Origin of the sequence: Bacillus sp. HY001 (assembly GCF_007558965.1) — a bacterium.
GTDB classification, from domain to species: Bacteria; Bacillota; Bacilli; order Bacillales; family Bacillaceae_G; genus Bacillus_A; species Bacillus_A mobilis.
In genome coordinates this window covers 56310-78768 of sequence record NZ_VLTE01000023.1, presented here as the reverse complement: position 1 = coordinate 78768, position 22459 = coordinate 56310, and the positions used below count along the sequence as shown (strand labels likewise).

At 33.7% G+C, this 22459-nt stretch carries 18 protein-coding genes and 1 riboswitch; of the genes, 14 read left to right on the top strand and 4 right to left on the bottom strand.

Annotated features, from left to right (window positions below; genetic code table 11):
- Nucleotides 1-727: 727 nt before the first annotated feature.
- Entirely contained in the window at nt 728-2353 is a 1626-nt protein-coding gene (locus FOT98_RS13045) for a peptide ABC transporter substrate-binding protein (protein ID WP_063260185.1), read from the top strand.
- A gap of 60 nt (nt 2354-2413) precedes the next feature.
- Here the strand turns inward: FOT98_RS13045 and FOT98_RS13040 are convergent, their stop codons facing one another.
- Nucleotides 2414-2938 (bottom strand): GNAT family N-acetyltransferase, encoded by a 525-nt coding sequence (locus tag FOT98_RS13040; RefSeq protein WP_063260186.1) that lies wholly within the window; start codon nt 2936-2938, stop codon nt 2414-2416.
- Between the two features lie 142 nt (nt 2939-3080).
- Between FOT98_RS13040 and FOT98_RS13035 the strand changes: the two genes are divergently transcribed.
- The 3 genes from FOT98_RS13035 to FOT98_RS13025 all read left to right on the top strand — a co-directional run bounded on the left by FOT98_RS13035 (nt 3081) and on the right by FOT98_RS13025 (nt 5827).
- Nucleotides 3081-3779: a response regulator transcription factor gene (locus tag FOT98_RS13035; RefSeq protein ID WP_063260187.1), complete on the top strand. Its 699-nt coding sequence runs from the start codon at nt 3081-3083 to the stop codon at nt 3777-3779.
- Nucleotides 3769-4836, top strand: a complete 1068-nt coding sequence (locus tag FOT98_RS13030) for a sensor histidine kinase (RefSeq protein ID WP_063260188.1) — start codon at nt 3769-3771, stop codon at nt 4834-4836. Before FOT98_RS13035 ends, FOT98_RS13030 begins: the two co-directional genes overlap by 11 nt.
- Nucleotides 4837-4918: 82 nt before the next feature.
- Entirely contained in the window at nt 4919-5827 is a 909-nt protein-coding gene (locus tag FOT98_RS13025; RefSeq protein WP_063260189.1) for a M23 family metallopeptidase, read from the top strand.
- Here the strand turns inward: FOT98_RS13025 and FOT98_RS13020 are convergent.
- Nucleotides 5817-7112 (bottom strand): Nramp family divalent metal transporter, encoded by a 1296-nt coding sequence (locus FOT98_RS13020; protein WP_061676674.1) that lies wholly within the window; start codon nt 7110-7112, stop codon nt 5817-5819. The genes FOT98_RS13025 and FOT98_RS13020 overlap by 11 nt on opposite strands.
- 475 nt (nt 7113-7587) lie before the next feature.
- Between FOT98_RS13020 and trhO the strand changes: the two genes are divergently transcribed.
- Entirely contained in the window at nt 7588-8547 is a 960-nt protein-coding gene (gene trhO / locus FOT98_RS13015; protein WP_061676675.1) for an oxygen-dependent tRNA uridine(34) hydroxylase TrhO, read from the top strand.
- A gap of 192 nt (nt 8548-8739) precedes the next feature.
- On the opposite strand, the gene FOT98_RS13010 is transcribed toward trhO, so the two are convergent.
- Complete coding sequence (locus FOT98_RS13010) at nt 8740-10215, bottom strand: hypothetical protein (protein ID WP_063260190.1); 1476 nt, start codon at nt 10213-10215, stop codon at nt 8740-8742.
- Nucleotides 10216-10389: 174 nt separating this feature from the next.
- Here FOT98_RS13010 and panE point away from each other — a divergent pair, with 174 nt between their 5' ends.
- Nucleotides 10390-11334 carry a 2-dehydropantoate 2-reductase gene (gene panE, locus FOT98_RS13005; RefSeq protein WP_063260191.1) on the top strand — a complete coding sequence of 315 codons (945 nt, stop codon included), beginning with the start codon at nt 10390-10392 and terminating at the stop codon, nt 11332-11334.
- Nucleotides 11335-11530: 196 nt separating this feature from the next.
- Here the strand turns inward: panE and FOT98_RS32360 are convergent, their stop codons facing one another.
- Entirely contained in the window at nt 11531-11668 is a 138-nt protein-coding gene (locus FOT98_RS32360; protein WP_061680200.1) for a hypothetical protein, read from the bottom strand.
- 139 nt (nt 11669-11807) lie between these two features.
- Nucleotides 11808-11954, top strand: a riboswitch (cyclic di-AMP (ydaO/yuaA leader).
- Between the two features lie 144 nt (nt 11955-12098).
- Here FOT98_RS32360 and FOT98_RS13000 point away from each other — a divergent pair.
- From FOT98_RS13000 to FOT98_RS12965, 8 genes are all read left to right on the top strand, one after another.
- Entirely contained in the window at nt 12099-13925 is a 1827-nt protein-coding gene (locus FOT98_RS13000) for an APC family permease (protein WP_063260192.1), read from the top strand.
- Between the two features lie 593 nt (nt 13926-14518).
- Entirely contained in the window at nt 14519-15679 is a 1161-nt protein-coding gene (nheA, locus tag FOT98_RS12995) for a non-hemolytic enterotoxin NHE subunit A (protein WP_063260193.1), read from the top strand.
- A 31-nt stretch (nt 15680-15710) separates the two neighbouring features.
- Nucleotides 15711-16919, top strand: a complete 1209-nt coding sequence (nheB, locus tag FOT98_RS12990; protein ID WP_063260194.1) for a non-hemolytic enterotoxin NHE subunit B — start codon at nt 15711-15713, stop codon at nt 16917-16919.
- A gap of 107 nt (nt 16920-17026) precedes the next feature.
- Entirely contained in the window at nt 17027-18106 is a 1080-nt protein-coding gene (nheC, locus tag FOT98_RS12985) for a non-hemolytic enterotoxin NHE subunit C (RefSeq protein WP_063260195.1), read from the top strand.
- 162 nt (nt 18107-18268) lie between these two features.
- Nucleotides 18269-18895, top strand: coding sequence for a LysE family translocator (locus FOT98_RS12980; RefSeq protein ID WP_061680205.1), 627 nt, complete (start codon nt 18269-18271; stop codon nt 18893-18895).
- 354 nt (nt 18896-19249) lie between these two features.
- Entirely contained in the window at nt 19250-20197 is a 948-nt protein-coding gene (locus tag FOT98_RS12975; protein ID WP_061680206.1) for a DNA-binding transcriptional repressor DeoR, read from the top strand.
- 306 nt (nt 20198-20503) lie between these two features.
- Entirely contained in the window at nt 20504-21175 is a 672-nt protein-coding gene (gene deoC, locus FOT98_RS12970) for a deoxyribose-phosphate aldolase (protein WP_001017444.1), read from the top strand.
- Between the two features lie 102 nt (nt 21176-21277).
- Nucleotides 21278-22459, top strand: coding sequence for a NupC/NupG family nucleoside CNT transporter (locus FOT98_RS12965; protein ID WP_000876173.1), 1182 nt, complete (start codon nt 21278-21280; stop codon nt 22457-22459).

Sequence of the window (22459 nt, the reverse complement as noted above, 5' to 3'; positions counted from 1 at the left end):
TTGTTTTCAAACCAAAAACACCTCCATTGAATTTGCATACTTAGTATGCGAATTCAGGAGGTGTTTTTTTCATGTACCACTATTCGGGTTCACTTCATTAAATTGTGAGGTTTTTATTTTAATAAATAGAACCATTAAATGAATATTTATTATTGCTTAGTAGCAACTTCAAAACCTATATAATAATTTTGAGATGCACTTAATCCTGAGAATGTAACTACTGATTCCCCTGGATTTGCTAAAGTTTTACTTCAAACAACTTTTCCTGATGAACTATGGATTCGAATAGTCAGTGATTTTCCATCACTATAGTCAACCAATACTCTCCAATTATTAATGCTAACTTTCACTGTACTCCTGCCTTTAATCCATTTTCCAGTATATAAATGATATCCAAACATTTCCATTCGGTAAACATAACCACTAATACTAAGGTTATGAAAAGAATTATTTTTCACTGGTGGATTTGGTCCATACATAACGCTATTTTTGAGTTAAATCATTTTCAAGTAAAACGGGTGGTGTAGTACTTACATTAAGAACATTTCCTTTATACAATTGAGGGCAAAATTAGTTTTGATTTTATTAAGGAAAAGCAATCCTTTTTAAAAAGGATCGCTTTTTTCTTGAACGAATAAATATTCAAAAGAATGTCGCATCTTTCTATTCATATTTCTGCTATAATATAAAACGCTTTATAATATTTTATACTTAAGGAGAACAACTCATGAAGCGAAAAAAGAGCCATTTAATGGTAATGGCACTTGTTACAACTTTATTATTAGCAGCTTGTAATAATAAAGCGAATAAAAGTGATACAGAGGCAAAAAAACAAGTATTAAATGTAACAGTATCAGAAGAAATTCCTTCTCTTGATACTGCGAAAACGATGGATGGTACATCAGCACACGTTATGCAAAACATATTTGAAGGTTTGTATGTATTAGATGATCAAGATCAGCCTATTCCAGCGGTAGCAAAATCGTTTAAAAGAAGTGAAGATGGTAAAAAATATACATTTGATTTGCGTAAAGATGCAAAATGGTCAAATGGAGACAGTGTGACAGCTAATGATTTTATGTTTGCATGGAAACGTGCAATTAACCATGAAACAGCGTCTCAATATGCGTACATGCTCTTTCATGTGAAAAATGCGAAAGAAATTAATAAAGGAACAATGGCTCTTGATAACCTAGGAGTTAAAGCAATAAATGATTATAAGTTAGAAGTGGAACTCGAACAGCCAATTCCGTATTTTTTACAGTTGTTAGCACTACCTATTTACTTACCACAGCATGAATCATTTTTGAAAGAACAAGGAAAGAATTATGCATTGGAACCTAGTAATCTCATATATAACGGGCCATTTGTATTAGAGAAATGGAAGCATGAACAAGAGTTTCAATTAAAGAAGAATGCTTCATATTGGGATGAAAAGAAAGTGAAATTAGACGAGATAAACTTTCAGATTGTAAAGGATACAATGACAGCTGTTAATTTATACGAAGCTGGTAATTTAGACCGGGTGCCTATTAATTCTCAATTTGTAGATAAGTATAAAGGGAATAAGGAATTACATATGTCGAGCGAACCTGGAATGGCTATGCTACGTTTTAATGAGAAAAATAATGCGTTAGCAAATAAAAAGGTGCGTCAATCTATTTCATTAGCGTTAAATAAAGAAGATTTCGTTACTCACTTTATTAATAACGGGGCAAAGTCTGCAAGCGGACTTGTACCGGCTGGTCATATAAATGAAGAGACTGGCAAAGATTTTAGAAAAGAAAACGGAGATCTTTCTCCATATGATTTGCAAAATGCGAAAAAGATTTGGACAGAAGCGAAAAAAGAACTGGGAGTAGACGAAGTAAACCTCGAATTTTTAACATATGAACAAGATAATGCAAAACGTATGGCAGAATATATAAAAGGTGACTTAGAAAAGCATTTGCAAGGATTAACGATACAAATTAAACAACAGCCATTTAAGCAAAAATTACAGTTAGAACAAACAGGAGATTACGATATATCTATGGCAAATTGGGGACCAGATTATAAAGACCCAATTAGTTATTTAGAGCTCTTTACGACGGATAATCAGAATAACAAAATGAATTATTCTAATCGACACTACGATGAATTAATAAAGAAAGCGAAAAGCGATCTAGTACTAGATCAGAAGAAAAGATGGGAAGCATTGCAAGAGGCCGAGCGTACTTTATTAGAGGATGCTGCAATCGCACCACTTTATCAAATGGGATCAGCTTACGTACAAAAGGATTATGTAAAAGGAATTGAGAAGCATCAATTTGGTGGTGTTTATACTTATAAGAATGCTTATATCCTAAATTAATAAATACAAAAAACCTTACTCTTTAAAAGTAAGGTTTTTTACGCATACATACTTTTAAACTCATTTTAATAAAGAATAAAAATTCGTATCAAATGGGATATCATCTTGATACATATAATTTTTTAAAACGCCTTCTTTTTCAAAGCCTAATTTTAATAGTACTTTATTGGAAGCTTCATTTTCAAGAAAGACAATCGCCCCGATCCGTTTTAAATGAAGTGTGTGGAAACCGTATGATATAACGTCAGAAACCGCTTCAGTTGCATATCCATTTCCCCAGTGTTCAGGGAGAAAAGCATAACTTATATTGGCTCGTTTATGCTCAGAAGACCAATCATGAAACCCGATTGTTCCAATGAGTTCTTTCTTGTCTTTTAATTCGATTCCCCATTTTATTCCGCTTCTTGCATTATAACTGAGCTTAAAGTTATGAATGACTTGTTTCACTTGAGCAACATCTTGTAATGGTTTTTGGCCATAATAGCGCAGTACGTCAGTATTAGAAAAGCATTGTAGTATACCCGGTGCATCTTCTTCGGTAAGTTCTCGTAAAATGAGTCGGTCGGTTTTTAGTATAGGAAACATGCTTTCACTCCATTTCTTCTGAAACTAGAATGTGTTGTTATTATATAATTTAATCTGAAAATAAAGATTATTCAAGAGGGAAGTATGGTTTTGATCTGTGGTAAAATTGATTGTGGAATATATTTCAAAAAGAGGTTTGTATATGGAGAAAAATTCAATTTTAATTGTAGATGATGATCAAGATATTGTTCGATTTGTGAATGTGAATTTAATGCAAGAAGGTTTTAAAGTTTTTAGTGCTCAAAATGGAGAAGAGGCTTTAAAAATAATAAATAATAACAGAATTCAACTTGCTATTTTGGATATTATGATGCCACAAATGGATGGGATAGAATTGTGCAGAAGGATTAGAGAGAAACATAGTTTACCAATTATGTTTTTAAGTGCAAAATCATCGGATATAGATAAAGTAATTGGATTTAGTACTGGGGCAGATGATTATATTGTGAAGCCGTTTAGTACAATTGAATTTATAGCGAGAGTGAAAGCACAATTAAGAAGGTATACATATTTCAATCAAAATGCTGTCCAAGTAATAGAAAAGAAAATAAACATTAGAGGTTTAGAAATAGATGAAGTGTCTAGAACAGTAATGTTATACGGAGAAACAATCAATCTTACGAAAACTGAATATGATATTTTGTACTTAATGGCAGCTGCGAAAAATCGTGTTTTTACTATTGAAGAAATATATGAAAGCGTTTGGAAAGAAAGAGCCTATGAAAGTAATAATACAGTAATGGTTCATATCGCAAGATTAAGAAATAAAATTGAAGAGAATCCAAAAGAGCCGAAGTTTATACAGAATGTTTGGGGAGTCGGATATAAAATTGAAGATTAAATCATTACAAGGCATTAGAGCTATGTTTTTTATCGCATTCATATGTAGCATCTTATTAGCGACTGTAAGTATAATAGCGTTTCAAATTGTAATTGGAAAAATATATAGTCATGTTACTGCGTTAGAAGAAAAATATTCACTTTTATATGTAATAGCTTTTTTAATTATTACTACAATATACTTTGCATTCATGACAAGAACAATAATGAAAAGGTTATCTGAAATAAATAAGAACGTGAAAGAAATAAGTAATGGTAATTTGGAGATACATATACCTATTTCAAAAAATGACGAGATTGGTGAATTAGCAGCGAATGTTAATAGAATGGCTAAAAGTTTAAAAGAGTCTATCGAAAATGAAAAAAAATCACAGGAAATGAAAACTGAAATGATTAGTAATATTTCTCATGACTTACGAACACCTGTAACATCTCTAATCGGTTACGCGGACCTGTTAGGAAGTCAGTTTCATACAAATAGAGAAGAATGTGAACAGTATGTAAGTATATTAAAGCGAAAAAGTTATGAATTAAAAAATCAAGTAGATGATTTATTAGATTATTGTCAAATAAATTATAGGGAGATTGAATTACATAGAAGTGTAGTAAATATGAAAGCGTTCATTGAACAAATCATGATTGATTTTGTGCCACAACTAGATGATGCCGATATGAGCTTTTGTATTAAGGGTGATAAGGGGTTACATGTGGAAATGGATGTAGCGCTTATGGTGAGGCTTTTCGAAAATGTAATTAGTAATAGTATTATGTACGGGAAAGACGGAAAACAGATTTTGATTCAAATTTCTAAAAGAGACCTGAATGTTGAAATAGAAATTAAAAATTTTGGACAATGTATTCCGAATGAGAATCTTCCTTACGTTTTTGAGAAGTTTTATCGTGGTGACAAATCACGTAGCTCTCATACGGGTGGAAAAGGAATGGGGCTTGCAATTGCGAGAAGTATAGCAGAGCTTCATAACGGGGATATCACTGTGCGCAGTAACGAGAAAGAAACTGTTTTCACTATCGCTTTACCGCGTTATAAAGAATTGTAAGAAAGTCGTAAGTATTTCTTTTATATGTCGTAATTTTCACTTCGTATTATGTAGAACAAAGATATGAGAGTGGGGATACAACATGTGGAAGAAATATGTATTAATAATTTTAGTTGTGTTTTTAATTATAAGTTGGAGTGTAGTTTATTTAGCTAAAGGTGTTATATCAGTCATTGCTTGGTGGAGTATACAAGCCTTTAGCATAGTATCACTTTTTATTTTGATAGGGGTAACGTTACTATTTGTGTGGAAAGGAATTTTCAGACAACGAATAGATGGAGCGCTACTCTTCATCGTTCTTTTCTCTATAATTGGAGCCTGGCCTTTAGGATGGTTTGCGAACATTGGTAGACTTGCTTACCCGGCAGATGTGCATTCTACGAGCCCTAAAGTAGTCGTGCGCTTTCCTTTGAATGAACGAGCATTAATTGGCTGGGGCGGTGATCGATTAGAAATAAACTATCACATAATAAAACCAAATGAGCGCTGGGCATATGATATTCTTATTCCGCCTGCTGAAGTGAAAAGTAATAAGTTAGAGGATTATGGAATATATGGAGCGAAAGTAATGGCACCAGCTTCTGGAACAGTTGTATCTATCAATAATGATGAAAAAGATGTAGTTCCAGGAGAGGATGATTTTCAGTCAATGGCGGGGAATCATATTTATTTACGACTAGATGAATCAGGGACATTTTTGATTCTTGCCCATTTAAAAAAAGGATCAATTAAAGTGAGGGAAGGACAACATGTAAATGAAGGAGAGGTTCTTGCTCAAGTCGGTAACTCCGGAAGTTCAAGTGAGCCGCATTTACATATTCATCATCAAAGGCAGGATCCATCCAAGGTGAGCATGTTTTTTTCGGAAGGATTACCACTTTACTTTCGAACTGAGAAAGGTGCGATAATGCCAGAAAGAGGTACATACATAAATGGCAATAAGAAAAGGTATTCCAGTTTTATTGGAATACCTTTTTCTATTACCCTATAAACGTTTGATACAGTAAGAAAATATTTAAAATGATAACAAGTGCAGCAATGATCCAAGCGATAAAGGTTGTTATGCGGTGGTTAACGAGTGCACCCATAATTTTTTTATTGCTTGTAAACATAATAAGAGGTACTAATGCAAAGGCAATACCGAATGATAAGACGACTTGGCTCATGACTAGAGCGTAAGTTGGATTTACACCTAAAGCGATAATAACTAATGGTGGAATCATTGTAATAAAGCGGCGTAAGTATAACGGAATATGCATTCGAATGAAACCTTGCATAATAATATCACCTGACATTGTACCGACAGAGGAGCTAGATAGTCCTGCGGATAAGAGCCCAATTCCAAATAAAGCAGCCGATACTGGACCGACTAAAGTACTGAACTGATTAAAAGCAACATCAAGGTCTTCAACATGCAAGCCATTTTTAAAGAATAGTGCAGCAGCAACAATTAACATACTCGCATTAATTGCTCCAGCGATAACCATTGCGATAATGATATCAATAAACTCGAAACGGAAAATCTTTTTCTTTTGTTCATCAGTTGTTCCAACCACGCGGCGTTGTGTCAATGCAGAATGTAAATAGATTGCATGTGGCATAACTGTCGCGCCTAATATCCCTGCTGCAAGTAGTATACTGTCTACACCTTGGAATTTCGGAATAAATAGTCCTGCAAGAAGGGGACTTAATTCTGGTTTTGCATAAAAAACTTGAATCCCAAATGCTATTACTACAATAAAAATCATCCCTGTAATAATAGCTTCTAGTGGGCGAAATCCTCTGCGTTGAAACTCAAGAATAATAAATGATCCGACTGCTGTAATTAAAGCAGCTGGTAACATAGGAATTCCAAATAATAAATACAATCCGAGTGCTGCCCCGATAAATTCAGCTAAATCTGTAGCCATAATAACGAGTTCACCTTGTATCCATAAGCCGATAGACACTGGTTTTGGAAAGTGCTCGCGAGCTATTTCAGGTAAATTATTTCCCGTAGCAATTCCTAATTTAGCTGATAAAGTTTGAATTAATACTGCCATTAAGTTAGAAGCGAATATAACCCATAATAGTAAATATCCATATTGTGAACCAGCTGCGATATTTGTAGCAAAGTTACCAGGATCAATATAAGCTACAGATGCGATAAAAGCGGGCCCTAAAAACGGTAACAGTCTTTTCCAGCCTTTCGTTTCGCCACTTAAAGCTAAGTGTGCTGATTGAACAGTTGTACTTTGAGAAGGGACTTGTTCATCTTTTGATATATCTTTATTCATAGTAGTTTTCCCCTTTGAAATGTTAACTTGATGAAATTATTGTAAGTATTCTTATTGTTTATTTTAATACATTTAAATGTATTAGATGATATTTTTATTGGAACACAAATGTTTCCTTAGTGCAAATTATATGCCTTGCTGCAATGGATGGTGTCGTGTAATAAAAAATTGGGAGTTTATGGTTTGATGACGTGGGGAAACATAATGAATTAAAGGGCTATTTTTGAAATTTATGTGAACAAAAAGCCGATAATACAGCATATTAATTGATGGAATTGCATTTGTATGATATATAATATATTGGGATTACAACATAACCACAGGGTTTTGGTGTGTAATCTTGTTTTTTATTTTTGTTAACTGATAGAAAATAGTATAAAGAGAAGAAAATGGATTCATTTTCTTATTATATATGTTTTGATATGAACGTTAACTTATACATGATTTTAAAAATTAGATAGGTGGTAGAAACACATTGGCAACTACAAAACCATATAGAGTATTACTATATTACATGTACACAACAATTGAAAACCCAGAAGAATTCGCGGCAGAGCATTTAGCATTTTGTAATTCACTTGAATTAAAAGGTAGAATTCTTGTAGCAAAAGAAGGAATTAACGGAACTTGTTCTGGTACTGTAGAGCAAACTGAGAAATACATGGAAGCAATGAACAACGATCCACGTTTTGACGGTATCGTATTTAAAATAGATGAAGAAGAAGGGCATGCATTCAAGAAAATGCACGTACGTCCTCGTCCAGAGTTAGTTACACTTCGTCTAGAAGATGACATTAACCCACACGAAATAACTGGGAAGTATTTAGAGCCAAAAGATTTTTATGAGGCAATGAAACAAGAAGATACAGTTATTATTGATGCACGAAATGATTATGAGTTTGATTTAGGACACTTTAAAGGTGCGATTAAACCTGATATTGAATCATTCCGTGAATTACCAGATTGGATCAGAGAAAACAAAGAAACGCTTGAAGGTAAAAAGATTTTAACGTATTGCACAGGCGGAATTCGTTGTGAGAAGTTTTCTGGTTGGTTAGTTCGTGAAGGTTATGAGGATGTAAGTCAGCTTCACGGCGGTATTGTAACTTACGGAAAAGACCCAGAAGTACAAGGTGAGCTTTGGGACGGACAATGTTACGTATTCGATGAGCGTATCGCTGTACCAGTAAACCAAAAAGAACATGTTATCGTTGGTAAAGACCACTTCTCAGGTGAACCTTGTGAGCGCTATGTAAACTGTTCAAATCCAGAATGTAATAAGAAGATTTTATGTTCTGAAGAAAACGAAGCGAAATATTTACGTGCATGTTCTCATGAATGTCGCGTAAGCCCACGTAACCGCTACGTAGTACAACATGAATTAACGGAAGAGCAAGTAGCTGCTGCATTAGAGAAAATCGAAGCAGGAAAGTAAGCTAAATTAGTGTAATAAAAAAGTACTCCAAATTTTAGTTTGGAGTACTTTTTTACTATGTAGTTTTTCTTTTGTCAGTTTTTGTCGGTACGTCTATATATTATAAAAGTCGCTGATATAATCGGAAAATCGCTTGTAATAATTTCATTTTCTGAATCCTGCCACGTATTTGTAATTTGAAAATAACCTTCTTTACTTCTTATCATCTTTCTCTTTTACAGCAGAAAGTACAGTTTGTTTTACCCATGCTTTTCTTCGTTTATGTTGTAGACTCCATTGGTATAAACTTTGCGCACCTAAAATAAGTGAAATAACGATGCCGCTAATTGCTATTAAAAGTGCGAAAAATTCCAGTGGTGACGATATTTTGTTTGAATCGGTGTTTCTTAAAAGATCAATCATAGTAAACCCTAACATTTGGCCTACTACAGAGTAGAGCGTTAAAATTAATAGTAAAAGGCTATCTTTTTTAGAAGCGACGTTTTCTTGATATTTAAACAAACTATCAAGATTTTGTTTTGCATTCGAGTATAGTACCTCAATGTTAAATAGATTTCTTAAGCGGAAGAAAATATCTTCACTCTGTGATTGGGATACTAACTCTAAAGAGAAGTAATTTGCTGTAAATGAATTGATTGAATAAATTAATTTCTCTATTTCATTTGTATCTTGTTCAATATTTAACTCGGCATAAGCGTTTGCCATTTTTAATAAAACAACTTTATGAAATAGATTTAATAACAAAGCGTAATAAAACTCCCCGTACATTTGACTAGCAAGTTTAGCGAATTCGTGTTCACCCTCGTTTGTTATACATGTGAAAATATGTTCTTCCATAATAAAGTAGCGACTAGGAGCCCATCTTTGATATGAATGCTTTATTAAATAATCTTGAATATAAGGAACATTATTTGCGCTAATATACGGCTTGCCATCGTCTGTTAATCCGGAAAGACTGGAAGCTCGGTATACATCAACTACATGAAGGTCCGACTCTTTGTTTATGGATAATAAAGTTTGTACATACATTCGTTGATCTTCAAAGAATGGGAATGTTTGAAAGTAAGAGCTCCGCAATCTCTTTTTCTCAAAGAAGTCTGTTAAACCATGGAATAAATCGCCGAATATGAGCTTCTCTACTTGTGAATATTGTTTTCCATTACATTCAATACAGATAGTTTCAGTTGTATCATTTTTAGTTTCAAGTACACGGAAGCGGGCGGCAAATTCAATTGCTTCTGATAATGTCATGTTTGGAGCGGTTTCTACTTCTGTCCGAATTGTTAAGAAGCCAAGCTCATAGGGACAAAGTGTTACGTCAATAGAATGAATCTTGAATGGAACGGAAATCAAATTTGTTGTTAAATGTCCAGTTAAGTTAAGGTCTTTAGAATAGCGCTGCAATCCTTTTTGATGCTCTGAATGAGGAAAGAGTATTTTATTTGTAAATGAAAGATAGTAGGCTTCCATATTTTGATGTGAAACTTGAAACTTTCCGTAGTATGTATTTTCATTTTCAAGATGATCAAGTCGAAAAGGGCGAAAATCATTTTTCTGTAAGAAAGGGAACATATTTTGTTCATATCCAGTTTTAAAAGAAAACGGGAATATAAATTGAAATATAGCTGTTGTTACATCTTTTTCCTCGATTGTTTGTATTGCCTCCATTTACTTTGTTTCCTTTCATATATGCTATAAAAACAACATGCCCAAATTCATTTGAAAATAACCACTGTTTTATAGTTGATTAAGAATGAAAATTCAGCTTATTTAGTAGGGGACATGTATAATGTTATGTATACGAAATGTTATAAAACTGTATTTTGAAAAGGGGGATGTTGTATGCGTATTTTAGTATTAGGAGCGGGTGGCGTTGGAGGCTTTTTTGGAGGGCGATTAGTCGAAAAAGGAGAAGATGTTACGTTTCTTGTCCGTAGTAAAAGAAAACAGCAATTAGAGGAAAAGGGGCTTGTTATTCGTAGTGTTAATGGGGATTTTTCCTTCCAACCGAAATTAATAACGAAGGAAGATCGAACTGCTCCATTTGATGTTATTTTATTTTCAACAAAAGCGTATCACTTAAACGAGGCAATTCAAGATTTGAAGCCGTTTGTAGGTGAAAATACTGTGATTATTCCATTGTTAAATGGTATTGCCCATGTATCACTATTACAACAAGAATTTGGCGTGGAAAAAGTGATTGGCGGTTTATGCTTTATTGAGACGACGTTAAACAATCAAGGAGAAATTGTACAAACGAGTGTTGCCAACAGACTTCTGTTTGGAGAAATGAAGTTTCAAGATTCAGAGAGAATAAAGCATATTGCTAAAGCTTTTGCAGGTACGAAATCTAGTTTTGTTTTAAGTGAAAATATTACACAAGATATGTGGCATAAATATTTATTTATTACTGCAATGTCAGGTGTGACAACATTAATGCGTGCACCGATAGGACCAATTCGTGAAAGCGAAGGTGGTCGCGATTTTATCCAAAACTTATTTGAAGAATGTGTGCAAATTATGAAATATATAGGGGCACCAGTTAAGGAAGGTATTGCCCAGGAACATATGAAAACGATTGATAAAATTTCGTATGATATGAAGTCATCGATGCAGCGGGATATGGAAAAAGGTTCTGCAATTGAAGGTGAGCACTTACAAGGGTACTTACTAGATATAGCAAAGCAATTTTCTATAGAAGCACCATTATTGGGAGCGGTATATCAAAACTTAAAGGTGTATGAAGAAATGACCTTTAACAAATCAGCAATACAATTAGATGTATGAAAAAATAAAAAAGAAAGCAATATATAAGTGTATTGCTTTCTTTTTTATGACAACTTATTTATCCCGCTTTAATGGGCAGTAAGACCCCCACCTCAAAATGCAGCGAAAGCAAAGAAGTTAGGTGGGGATCAACTGCCCATAAAAGTCCGATTGGTTCAACTAATAATCAGTGGGGGATGAAGAAAACCCCCACTGATTAAAGTTTCACTTTATTTCTTTTCGTTCTATCTGTCAAATTTATTTCCTGTTCACGTTTCCCGTATAATTGATTAATTTCATTTGCTAACGCATCTAAATAGGAATCAGAAAAAATAGGTTTCTTTTCTTTAGACATGTGGGTCTCCTTTATCGATTTTTAGTATTCATTATGTATACTTATCGGCAGATTATGCGCAATCATTTTAAATTTTTTCTTTTTCAAAATTTTTGTTTACATTTTGAAAATAAAGGAGTATTATAATCCACAGTTTCAATTTTCTAAATCGCTGAAACCGCATGGTGCGGGGGACCCGTTCTTATGGATTAGTACGTAATCCAATGGGGTGAATCCTTGAAAAAGGTAGGGCTACTCATAGGCCCGAATCCGACAGCTAACCTCGTAAGCGTTATATTGAGAAGGAAGGTGGAGCTTGTGCGACAAAAAAAATAATGTCTACAAGTCTATTTCGCTATGGCTTGTAGACATTTTTTGTTTTCTGAAGAAATAGTTTGCTGGCTGTAACAAGTAGCATCGTTCGTACAAAATTATTGGAGAGTGGACAGCAGTGGTTTCATCTATTAAAAGATTTTTAATTGGAAGACCGTTAAAATCAACTGAGCTAGGGGAGCAAAAGCTTAATAAAACGAAGGCACTAGCCATTTTATCTTCTGACGCATTGTCATCGGTCGCATACGGACCAGAGCAAATATTAATCGCATTAACAGGTCTGGGGGCAATAGCTTATTGGTATTCCATTCCGATAGCTGTTGGGGTATTAGTGTTATTAACTGCTCTTATTTTATCTTATCGACAAATTATTTTCGCTTACCCGCATGGTGGAGGAGCGTATGTTGTATCAAAAGAGAATTTAGGGATGAATCCAGGGTTAATAGCTGGAGGATCTTTATTAGTCGATTATATTTTAACTGTTGCAGTAAGTGTATCTGCGGGTACAGATGCGATTACGTCTGCTTTTCCGAGCTTACATGCACATAAAGTAATTATTGCAGTTATATTTGTTATATTGATTACGATATTAAATTTAAGAGGTGTAACGGAATCAGCTTCCGTTTTAGCATATCCAGTTTATTTATTCGTTTTAGCACTATTCATATTAATTGGGGTAGGGATTTATAATATTTTAACTGGTCACGTGTCGCAGGCCTTACACACGCCGATTGGAACACCAGTTGCGGGAATTAGTTTGTTCTTACTGTTACGAGCATTTGCATCAGGTAGTTCGGCTTTAACAGGTGTTGAAGCAATTTCAAATGCAATTCCAAACTTTAAGGATCCTGCGCCAAACAATGCAGCGAAAACATTGCTTGCAATGGGTGCATTACTTGCTGTTTTATTTTCAGGAATTGTTTTCTTAGCTTATTATTACGGAATTTCTCCAAGTAAGGAAGTAACAGTTGTTTCACAAATTGCTGAACAAACATTTGGACGTAATTTCATGTACTATTTCATACAGGGTACAACGGCTTTAATATTAATTCTTGCTGCTAACACAGGGTATTCTGCATTTCCGCTATTAGCAGTTAACCTTGCAAAAGACAAATTCATACCGAGAATGTTTACGATTAGAGGAGACCGCCTAGGTTACTCAAACGGTATTATTATACTGGGGATTGCTTCGATTATTTTAATTGTAGCTTTCCAAGGGCAAACAGAACATTTAATCCCGTTATATGCAGTAGGGGTATTTATTCCATTTACACTTTCTCAAACTGGTATGGTATTAAAATGGCTTCGTGAAAAGCCTGAAGGATGGGCTTTGAGATTAACGGTCAATTTAATTGGAGCAGTCATTAGTTTTATTGTAATGAGTATGTTCTTTTTAACTAAATTCGCACAAGTTTGGTCGATACTTATTTTCTTACCTGCAATCATATTCCTATTCCACAGAATTAAGAGGCACTATGATGCGGTTGGTGATCAGTTAAGTTTAAAAACTTGTGAACCTCTAGTTCCGATTAAGGGAAATGTAATTGTCGTTCCGGTAGCTGGCATGACTCATGTAGTAGAAAATTCATTGAATTATGCTAAGGCTCTTTCTGCCGATCAAGTTATCGCTGTATATGTTGCTTTTGACAGAGAAGAGGAGAAGAAATTCGAAGAGAAATGGAAGAAGTGGCAACCGGAAGTTAGGCTTGTTACATTACATTCTCATTATAGAAGCATTCTTCAACCGCTAACAAAGTTTATTGATACAGTGCAATATAAAGCGAGTGAATCAAATTACCGAGTTACGGTCGTTATACCACAGTTCATTCCGAAAAAAGGTTGGCATAACATTCTTCATAACCAGTCTAGTTTACTCATTCGTGCGTATTTACTCTATAAAAGAAATGTTGTTATTACGACAGTTCCATATCATTTGAAAAAGTAAGAAGATTTTTTAAGGATAGCTTCATGAAAGTGAAGCTATCCTTTTTGTGTATACACTATGCATAATTGCATATGAGACTAAAAAGTATATTGATATAATTTTTATATCTATGGATAAGTAGGAATTTTTGTTGTGATATATGGATATTTCAATTGAAATAGTGTAGCGGATTATATTTTGAAATAAGGACATGAAAGCTTGAAAATAAAGGGAATGAAAATACTTCTTTACGTTATATAAATAGCTGTGTTTAAATGACCTTACAGTACAAAACTTACATGAAAACAAAACGAAATTTCATATTTACGTACGTTATTTAGTTTAAAATGAATAATATTTTCATGTAATATATTCACTGTGTGAATGTGGAAATGGCTATAAAATAGAAATTTTATACAATGTTATTCATACTAATCACATATGAAATGTTTTATAACAATAAGTAAGTACTGTAGCAATAAAAGTTGAGAGAGGTGGTTCATACATGGATCGCGGTGAGAACGTTCTCTATTTTAACCATCTCAAATTATGTGTAAGAAAATAGAATAATAAAATGCGATAGTAATAGTTGCTAATACATAGGAGGAGTTAAAGTGAAAAAGACTTTAATTACAGGGTTATTGGTTACAGCAGTATCTACGAGTTGTTTTATTCCTGTAAGCGCTTACGCAATGGAGGGGCAAACAGAAGTGAAAACAGTATATGCACAAAATGTAATTGCTCCAAATACATTATCCAATTCAATTAGAATGTTAGGATCACAGTCACCGCTTATACAAGCATACGGATTAGTTATTTTACAACAGCCAGACATTAAGGTGAATGCGATGAGTAGTTTGACGAATCATCAAAAGTTTGCAAAGGCGAATGTACGAGAGTGGATTGATGAATATAATCCGAAGCTAATCGACTTAAATCAAGAGATGATGAGATATAGCACTCGATTTAATAGCTATTATAGTAAGCTCTATGAACTAGCAGGAAACGTAAATGAAGATGAACAAGCAAAAACAGATTTTACAGGTGCATATGGAAAATTACAACTGCAAGTACAAAGCATCCAAGAGAGTATGGAGCGAGATTTATTAGAGTTAAATCGATTTAAAACGGTACTGGACAAAGACAGTAGTAACTTATCAATTAAAGCTGATGAAGCAATAAAAACACTGCAAGGATCAAGTGGGGATATTGTGAAATTAAGAGAAGATATTAAAAGAATTCAAGGGGAAATTCAAGCAGAGTTAACGACTATTTTGAATAGACCACAAGAAATTATTAAAGGTTCTATTAATATTGGTAAACAAGTATTTACAATTACAAATCAAACTGCACAAACGAAAACGATCGATTTCGTTTCTATCGGTACTTTAAGTAATGAAATTGTAAATGCTGCAGATAGTCAAACGAGGGAAGCAGCTCTTCGCATTCAGCAAAAGCAAAAAGAGCTACTACCACTTATTCAAAAGCTATCACAAACTGAAGCAGAAGCGACACAAATTACATTTGTTGAAGATCAAGTAAGTAGCTTTACAGAACTAATCGATCGTCAAATTATAACTTTAGAAACGTTATTAACAGATTGGAAAGTTTTAAATAATAATATGATCCAAATTCAAAAGAATGTTGAAGAAGGCACATATACAGATAGTAGTTTACTTCAAAAACATTTCAATCAAATTAAAAAAGTAAGTGATGAAATGAATAAGCAAACGAATCAATTTGAAGATTACGTTACAAACGTTGAAGTACATTAAAAATAAGTAATGATATAGGGAGAGAAGAAAAATGACAAAAAAACCTTATAAAGTAATGGCTCTATCAGCACTTATGGCAGTATTTGCAGCAGGGAACATCATGCCAGCTCATACGTATGCAGCTGAAAGTACAGTGAAACAAGCTCCAGTTCATGCGGTAGCAAAAGCTTATAATGACTATGAGGAATACTCATTAGGACCAGAAGGCCTAAAAGATGCAATGGAAAGAACAGGTTCAAATGCTTTAGTAATGGATCTGTACGCTTTAACAATTATTAAACAAGGTAATGTTAACTTTGGTAATGTATCGTCTGTTGATACGGCTTTAAAAGGGAAAGTGATTCAGCACCAGGATACAGCTAGAGGAAATGCGAAGCAATGGTTAGATGTATTAAAACCACAGCTTATTTCAACGAATCAAAATATTATTAATTACAATACGAAATTCCAAAACTATTATGATACTTTAGTTACTGCGGTAGACGCAAAAGATAAAGCGACTCTTACGAAAGGTTTAACTAGATTATCAAGTAGTATTAATGAAAATAAAGCGCAGGTAGATCAGTTAGTAGAAGACTTGAAGAAATTCCGAAACAAAATGACGTCCGATACGCAAAACTTCAAGGGTGATGCAAATCAAATTACATCTATATTAGCTAGTCAAGATGCAGGAATCCCGCTTCTGCAAAATCAAATTACAACGTATAATGAAGCCATTAGTAAGTATAATGCAATTATTATTGGTTCATCAGTTGCGACAGCTCTAGGGCCAATTGCCATTATTGGTGGTGCAGTAGTCATTGCTACAGGTGCAGGAACGCCGCTAGGAGTCGCGTTAATTGCAGGTGGTGCAGCAGCAGTAGGCGGTGGTACAGCTGGAATCGTATTAGCGAAGAAAGAGCTTGATAATGCACAAGCTGAAATTCAAAAAATAACAGGACAAGTTACAACTGCTCAATTAGAAGTAGCTGGGTTAACGAATATTAAAACACAAACGGAGTATTTAACAAATACAATTGATACTGCAATTACAGCGTTGCAAAACATTTCAAACCAATGGTACACAATGGGATCAAAATACAATTCTTTACTTCAAAATGTAGATTCAATTAGTCCAAACGACCTTGTTTTCATTAAAGAAGATTTAAACATTGCGAAAGATAGCTGGAAAAACATTAAAGATTATGCAGAAAAGATTTATGCTGAAGATATTAAAGTAGTAGATACGAAAAAAGCTTAATCAAATACGAATCGTTAGAGCGTTACGTATTGATGAATGATTTGAAGCTCCTGTTCAGTTGTGAGCAGGAGCTTTTTATACTCTTATAAAGAAAATAGGTGAAAAGAATGCAGAAACGATTTTATAAAAAATGTCTTTTAGCGTTAATGATTGCTGGGGTGGCAACGAGTAACACATTTCCTTTACATCCTTTTGCAGCAGAACCAAATGTAAAAACATTGCAAGAAAGTGTGAAAAATTATTCGTTAGGGCCAGCTGGATTCCAAGATGTAATGGCACAAACTACATCGAGCATATTTGCAATGGATTCATATGCAAAATTAATTCAAAATCAGCAAGAGACTGATTTGAGTAAAATAAGTTCCATTAATAGTGAGTTTAAAGGAAATATGGTTCAGCACCAAAGAGATGCAAAAATTAACGCAGCGTATTGGTTAGATCATATGAAGCCTCAAATTATGAAAACAGATCAAAATATTATTAATTACAATAATACTTTTCAAGCGTATTATAATAGCATGTTAATAGCGATTGAACAAAAGGATAGTGGGAAATTAAAAGCGGATTTAGAAAAATTGTATGCGGATATTGTAAAGAATCAAAATGAGGTAGATGTATTATTAGGAGATTTGAAAGCTTTTCGCGATAGAATGGCGAAAGACACAAATAGTTTTAAAGAGGATACAAATCAATTAACATCGATTTTGGCAAGTACGAATGCTGGTATTCCAGCTCTAGAGCAACAAATAAATACATATAATGATTCAATCAAAAAGAGTAATGATATGGTCATTGCTGGTGGCGTACTGTGCGTAGCGTTAATAACATGTCTTGCTGGTGGACCGATGATTGCTATTGCGAAAAAAGATATCGCCAATGCAGAACGAGAAATCACCAATTTAAAGGATAGAATTTCTGGAGCACAAGCAGAAGTGGCAATATTGACAGATGTAAAAAATAAAACAACAAATATGACTGAAACGATTGATGCAGCAATTACAGCACTGCAAAATATATCAAATCAATGGTATACAGTAGGGGCAAAATATAATAATTTACTACAAAACGTAAAAGGAATCAGCCCTGAAGAATTTACCTTCATAAAAGAAGATTTACATACAGCGAAAGATAGCTGGAAAGATGTAAAAGATTATACAGAAAAATTACATGAAGGTGTGGCGAAGTAAACAGTGGACTAGTTCCGCTGTTTATTTTTTATCCTGTATTTTGTGAGGGGTGGACTTGTAATTTGATAGATAAATTTCTGATTAAGCTTTTTGTATTTAATGTTTTAATGAAAAAAGCTATACTGTAAGCAAAACTAAAAATTGGAAAGGAAATACTAGAACATGGAAAATTATCTATTATTTATCCTTACAGCAATGTTAATCATAATGATGCCTGGTCCTGGTTTTGCACTAGTTACAAAAAATACTATCTCGCATGGTAAAAATGGTGGGATAAAAACTGTGTTAGGAACGATATCTGGAATGATGATTCATACAATAATGGCTACGTTAGGACTTTCTGCTATCTTAATGAAATTTGCTATGTTATTTACATTTATAAAATATGCTGGGGCAGTTTATTTAATTTACTTAGCTGTAAAGTCAATTAAAAGTGCCTTACATAAAAAAGAAGATATATCAGGTTCAGTAGAAATGGAATCTAAAAATATTGGTGCAATTAAAAGCTTTAGACAAGGATTTACTACGGCAATTTTAAACCCAAAAACTGCTGTATTTTTCCTTAGTTTTTTACCCCAATTTATTGTGAGTAATCAAAATCATTTCCTACAATTTCTTTTATTAGGAGTCACATTTACGACTTTGACAGCAATATGGTATTTACTTTATATCTCACTCATACGTCAATTAAGAACTTTTTTAAGAAAAGAAAGAGTGAACCGTACAATAGAGGGTATTACAGGCGCCGTATTATTAGTATTTGGAGTTAGATTGTTTTTCCAAAAATAAATATGTATATGAAAAGAGAAATAATCACTATTGATTATTTCTTTTATTTGTTTATTCCAAAACTACTATTTTACACGCTCATACTGATTTTAAAAACATATCTAATTTGAACTTTAAAAATGACTACCTTAATAACCTGACCGATTTGCTTTATAAGAAAAAATCTTACATTATGGGGGCGGGCAGATAACTAGTAGGGGATGGATAAAAAATCATTGATTAAAGTTTCGTTTTAAATACTAAGTGTAGTAGAAGTTCAGATAGATAAAATTCGGTAGTCGAAATTTCTTGCATAAAGCTGTATAATGCTTGTAACGAAAAGGAAATACAGGAAAGGATATGTAACGAGTTACTATGGATAAAGATAAACAACAATTAAGCGTTGAAGTTGCAAGATTATATTATCAATCAGATTATAGTCAGCAAGAAATTGCTAACAAATTAAATATTTCAAGACCGACTATCTCTCGATTATTAAAGTACGCGAAAGAAAAAGGGTTTGTTCAAATTAGTATAGCCGATCCATTTGCTGATTTAGATAACGTTGGAAATTTACTGAAAGAAAAGTACAACTTGTTAGAGGCACATGTCGTATTTTCTCCAGTGCCAGAATATGCAACGATTACAGAGTATATTAGTAAATATGCAGCTGAGTATATGGAAAAGACGGTTAAAAACGGTGATATCGTTGGTGTAAGCTGGGGAATGACGATGTATGAAATCGCTAGGAAAATCGTACCACAACATGTAAAAGGTGTAGAAGTTGTCCAGTTAAAAGGTGGTATTAGTCATTCGAGTGTAAATACATATGCGAATGAGACCATTGCTTTATTTGCAGATGCTTTTCAAACGACGCCAAGAAATTTACCACTACCAGTAATATTTGATAATGCAGTGACAAAGGAATTAGTAGAGCAGGATCGACATATTCATCACATTATTGAAATGGGGAAACAAGCGAATATTGCAATTTTCACTGTAGGAACAGTGCGAGACGAAGCGCTGTTATTCCGATTAGGCTATTTCGATAAGGATGAAACAAGTTTACTCAAAGAACAATCAGTCGGTGACATTTGTTCACGATTCTTTGATGGAGACGGAAATATTAGTAGTGAAGAAATTAATCAACGTACAATTGGGATTGAGTTAGAAGAATTAAAATTGAAGAAACGTTCTATTTTAGTTGCCGGTGGTAATAGAAAAATAAAATCAATTGATGGTGCGTTACGTGGCGGGTATGCAAATGTATTAATTATTGATCAGCATACAGCAAAAGAACTGTTACATTATCAAAAAGATTAGAAATAAAAGGCTTTCTCAAGATGTTAATTTTGAGAAAGCCTTTTATTTTACTATGCATGAATTATGGGAGTGTTTTTGAATACAAATTGCCTTTTTAAAAATAATTATGGATATTGAGATACATACTAGCATTGTTAATATAAAAGTTTTCATTTTATATATGAAGTGTTTCTTAGTTAGAATGCGCTTTATTTACTACAAGAGATTCCCTTCTAAAAAAGAATGAACAAAATTTCAAAAGTGTATTTACATTTGTTCAGCTAAGAGTTAGAATGAAGTTGTTAAAAGATATGAGGAGTGAAGATAATGAATATTGCAAAGTTAATTGACCATACAATTTTAAAAGCTAATACTACAAAAGAAGATGTTATGAAAGTAATCGAGGAAGCAAAGGAATATAAATTCGCTTCTGTTTGTATTAATCCTACATGGGTGAAGCTAGCTGCTGAAGAATTAGCTGGACATGATGTAGACGTTTGTACTGTAATCGGTTTCCCATTAGGAGCAAGCACGACTGAAACAAAAGCTTTCGAAACAAAAGATGCTATCGCAAAAGGTGCAACTGAAGTTGATATGGTAATCAACGTAGGCGCTCTAAAAGATGGCGATAACGAGTTCGTTGAAAAAGACATTTATGAAGTAGTACAAGCAGCAAAAGGAAAAGCTCTTGTAAAAGTAATCATTGAAACTTGCCTATTAACAGATGAAGAGAAAGTACGCGCTTGTGAATTATCAGTAAAAGCTGGTGCTGACTTCGTAAAAACTTCAACTGGATTCTCAACTGGCGGAGCAACTGCTGAAGATATCGCATTAATGCGTAAAACAGTAGGACCAAACGTTGGTGTAAAAGCATCTGGTGGCGTTCGTACACGTGAAGATGCAGACAAAATGGTAGCTGCTGGAGCTTCTCGCGTTGGAGCAAGTGCTAGTGTTGCAATTGTATTAAATGATGCAAAAGGTGCTACAGATAACTACTAATCATTAATGAAGTCAAAAGCAATAGATACACAAAGTAAAGTGTATCTATTGCTTTAACAATTGAAAAAAATGTAAGCGGATACGAATGGGAGGAGACGGCTTATGAAATACTTAATTGGTATTTTTGGCCTCGTATTGATTTTAGGTATCGCTTGGCTTGCTAGTAATAATAGAAAGAAAGTCAAATATCGCCCAATCATAACGATGGTTATATTACAATTTATTTTGGGGTTTTTATTATTAAATACAAGTGTAGGGAATATATTAATTAGCGGAATAGCAGATGGTTTTGGAGAGTTATTAAAATATGCCGCTGACGGTGTAAATTTCGTATTTGGTGGATTAGTAAATCAAAAAGAGTTCTCGTTCTTTTTAAGTGTATTAATGCCAATCGTATTTATATCAGCTTTAATAGGTATTTTGCAACACATTAAAGTATTACCTATTATTGTGAAATCTATCGGTCTAGCATTAAGTAAAGTAAATGGAATGGGGAAACTAGAATCATATAATGCAGTTGCATCTGCGATTTTAGGACAATCTGAAGTGTTTATTTCAGTTAAGAAACAATTAGGGTTGTTGCCAGAGAAAAGAATGTATACATTATGTGCATCTGCAATGTCTACCGTTTCAATGTCTATCGTCGGATCATATATGGTGTTATTAAAACCGCAATATGTTGTAACCGCTTTAGTTCTTAACTTATTCGGTGGTTTTATTATCGCTTCTATCATTAACCCGTATGAAGTTACTGAAGAAGAAGATATGTTAGAAGTACAAGAAGAAGAGAAAAAGACTTTCTTTGAAGTATTAGGGGAATACATTATAGATGGATTTAAAGTTGCGATCACAGTAGCAGCTATGTTAGTCGGTTTCGTTGCTCTTATCGCATTCATTAATGCAGTATTTAAAGGTGTAATTGGTATTTCGTTCCAAGAAATACTTGGTTATGTATTTGCACCATTTGCATTTATTATGGGTGTACCTTGGCACGAAGCAGTTAATGCCGGAAATATTATGGCAACAAAATTAGTATCAAATGAATTTGTCGCTATGACAGATTTAGCACAAGGAAACTTTAATTTCTCAGATAGAACGACAGCGATTATATCTGTATTCTTAGTTTCATTTGCAAACTTCTCTTCAATTGGAATTATTGCAGGGGCAGTTAAGAGCTTAAATGAAAAGCAAGGGAATGTAGTCGCAAGATTCGGTTTGAAATTACTTTTCGGTGCAACATTAGTAAGTTTCTTATCAGCAACAATCGTTGGATTATTATTTTAA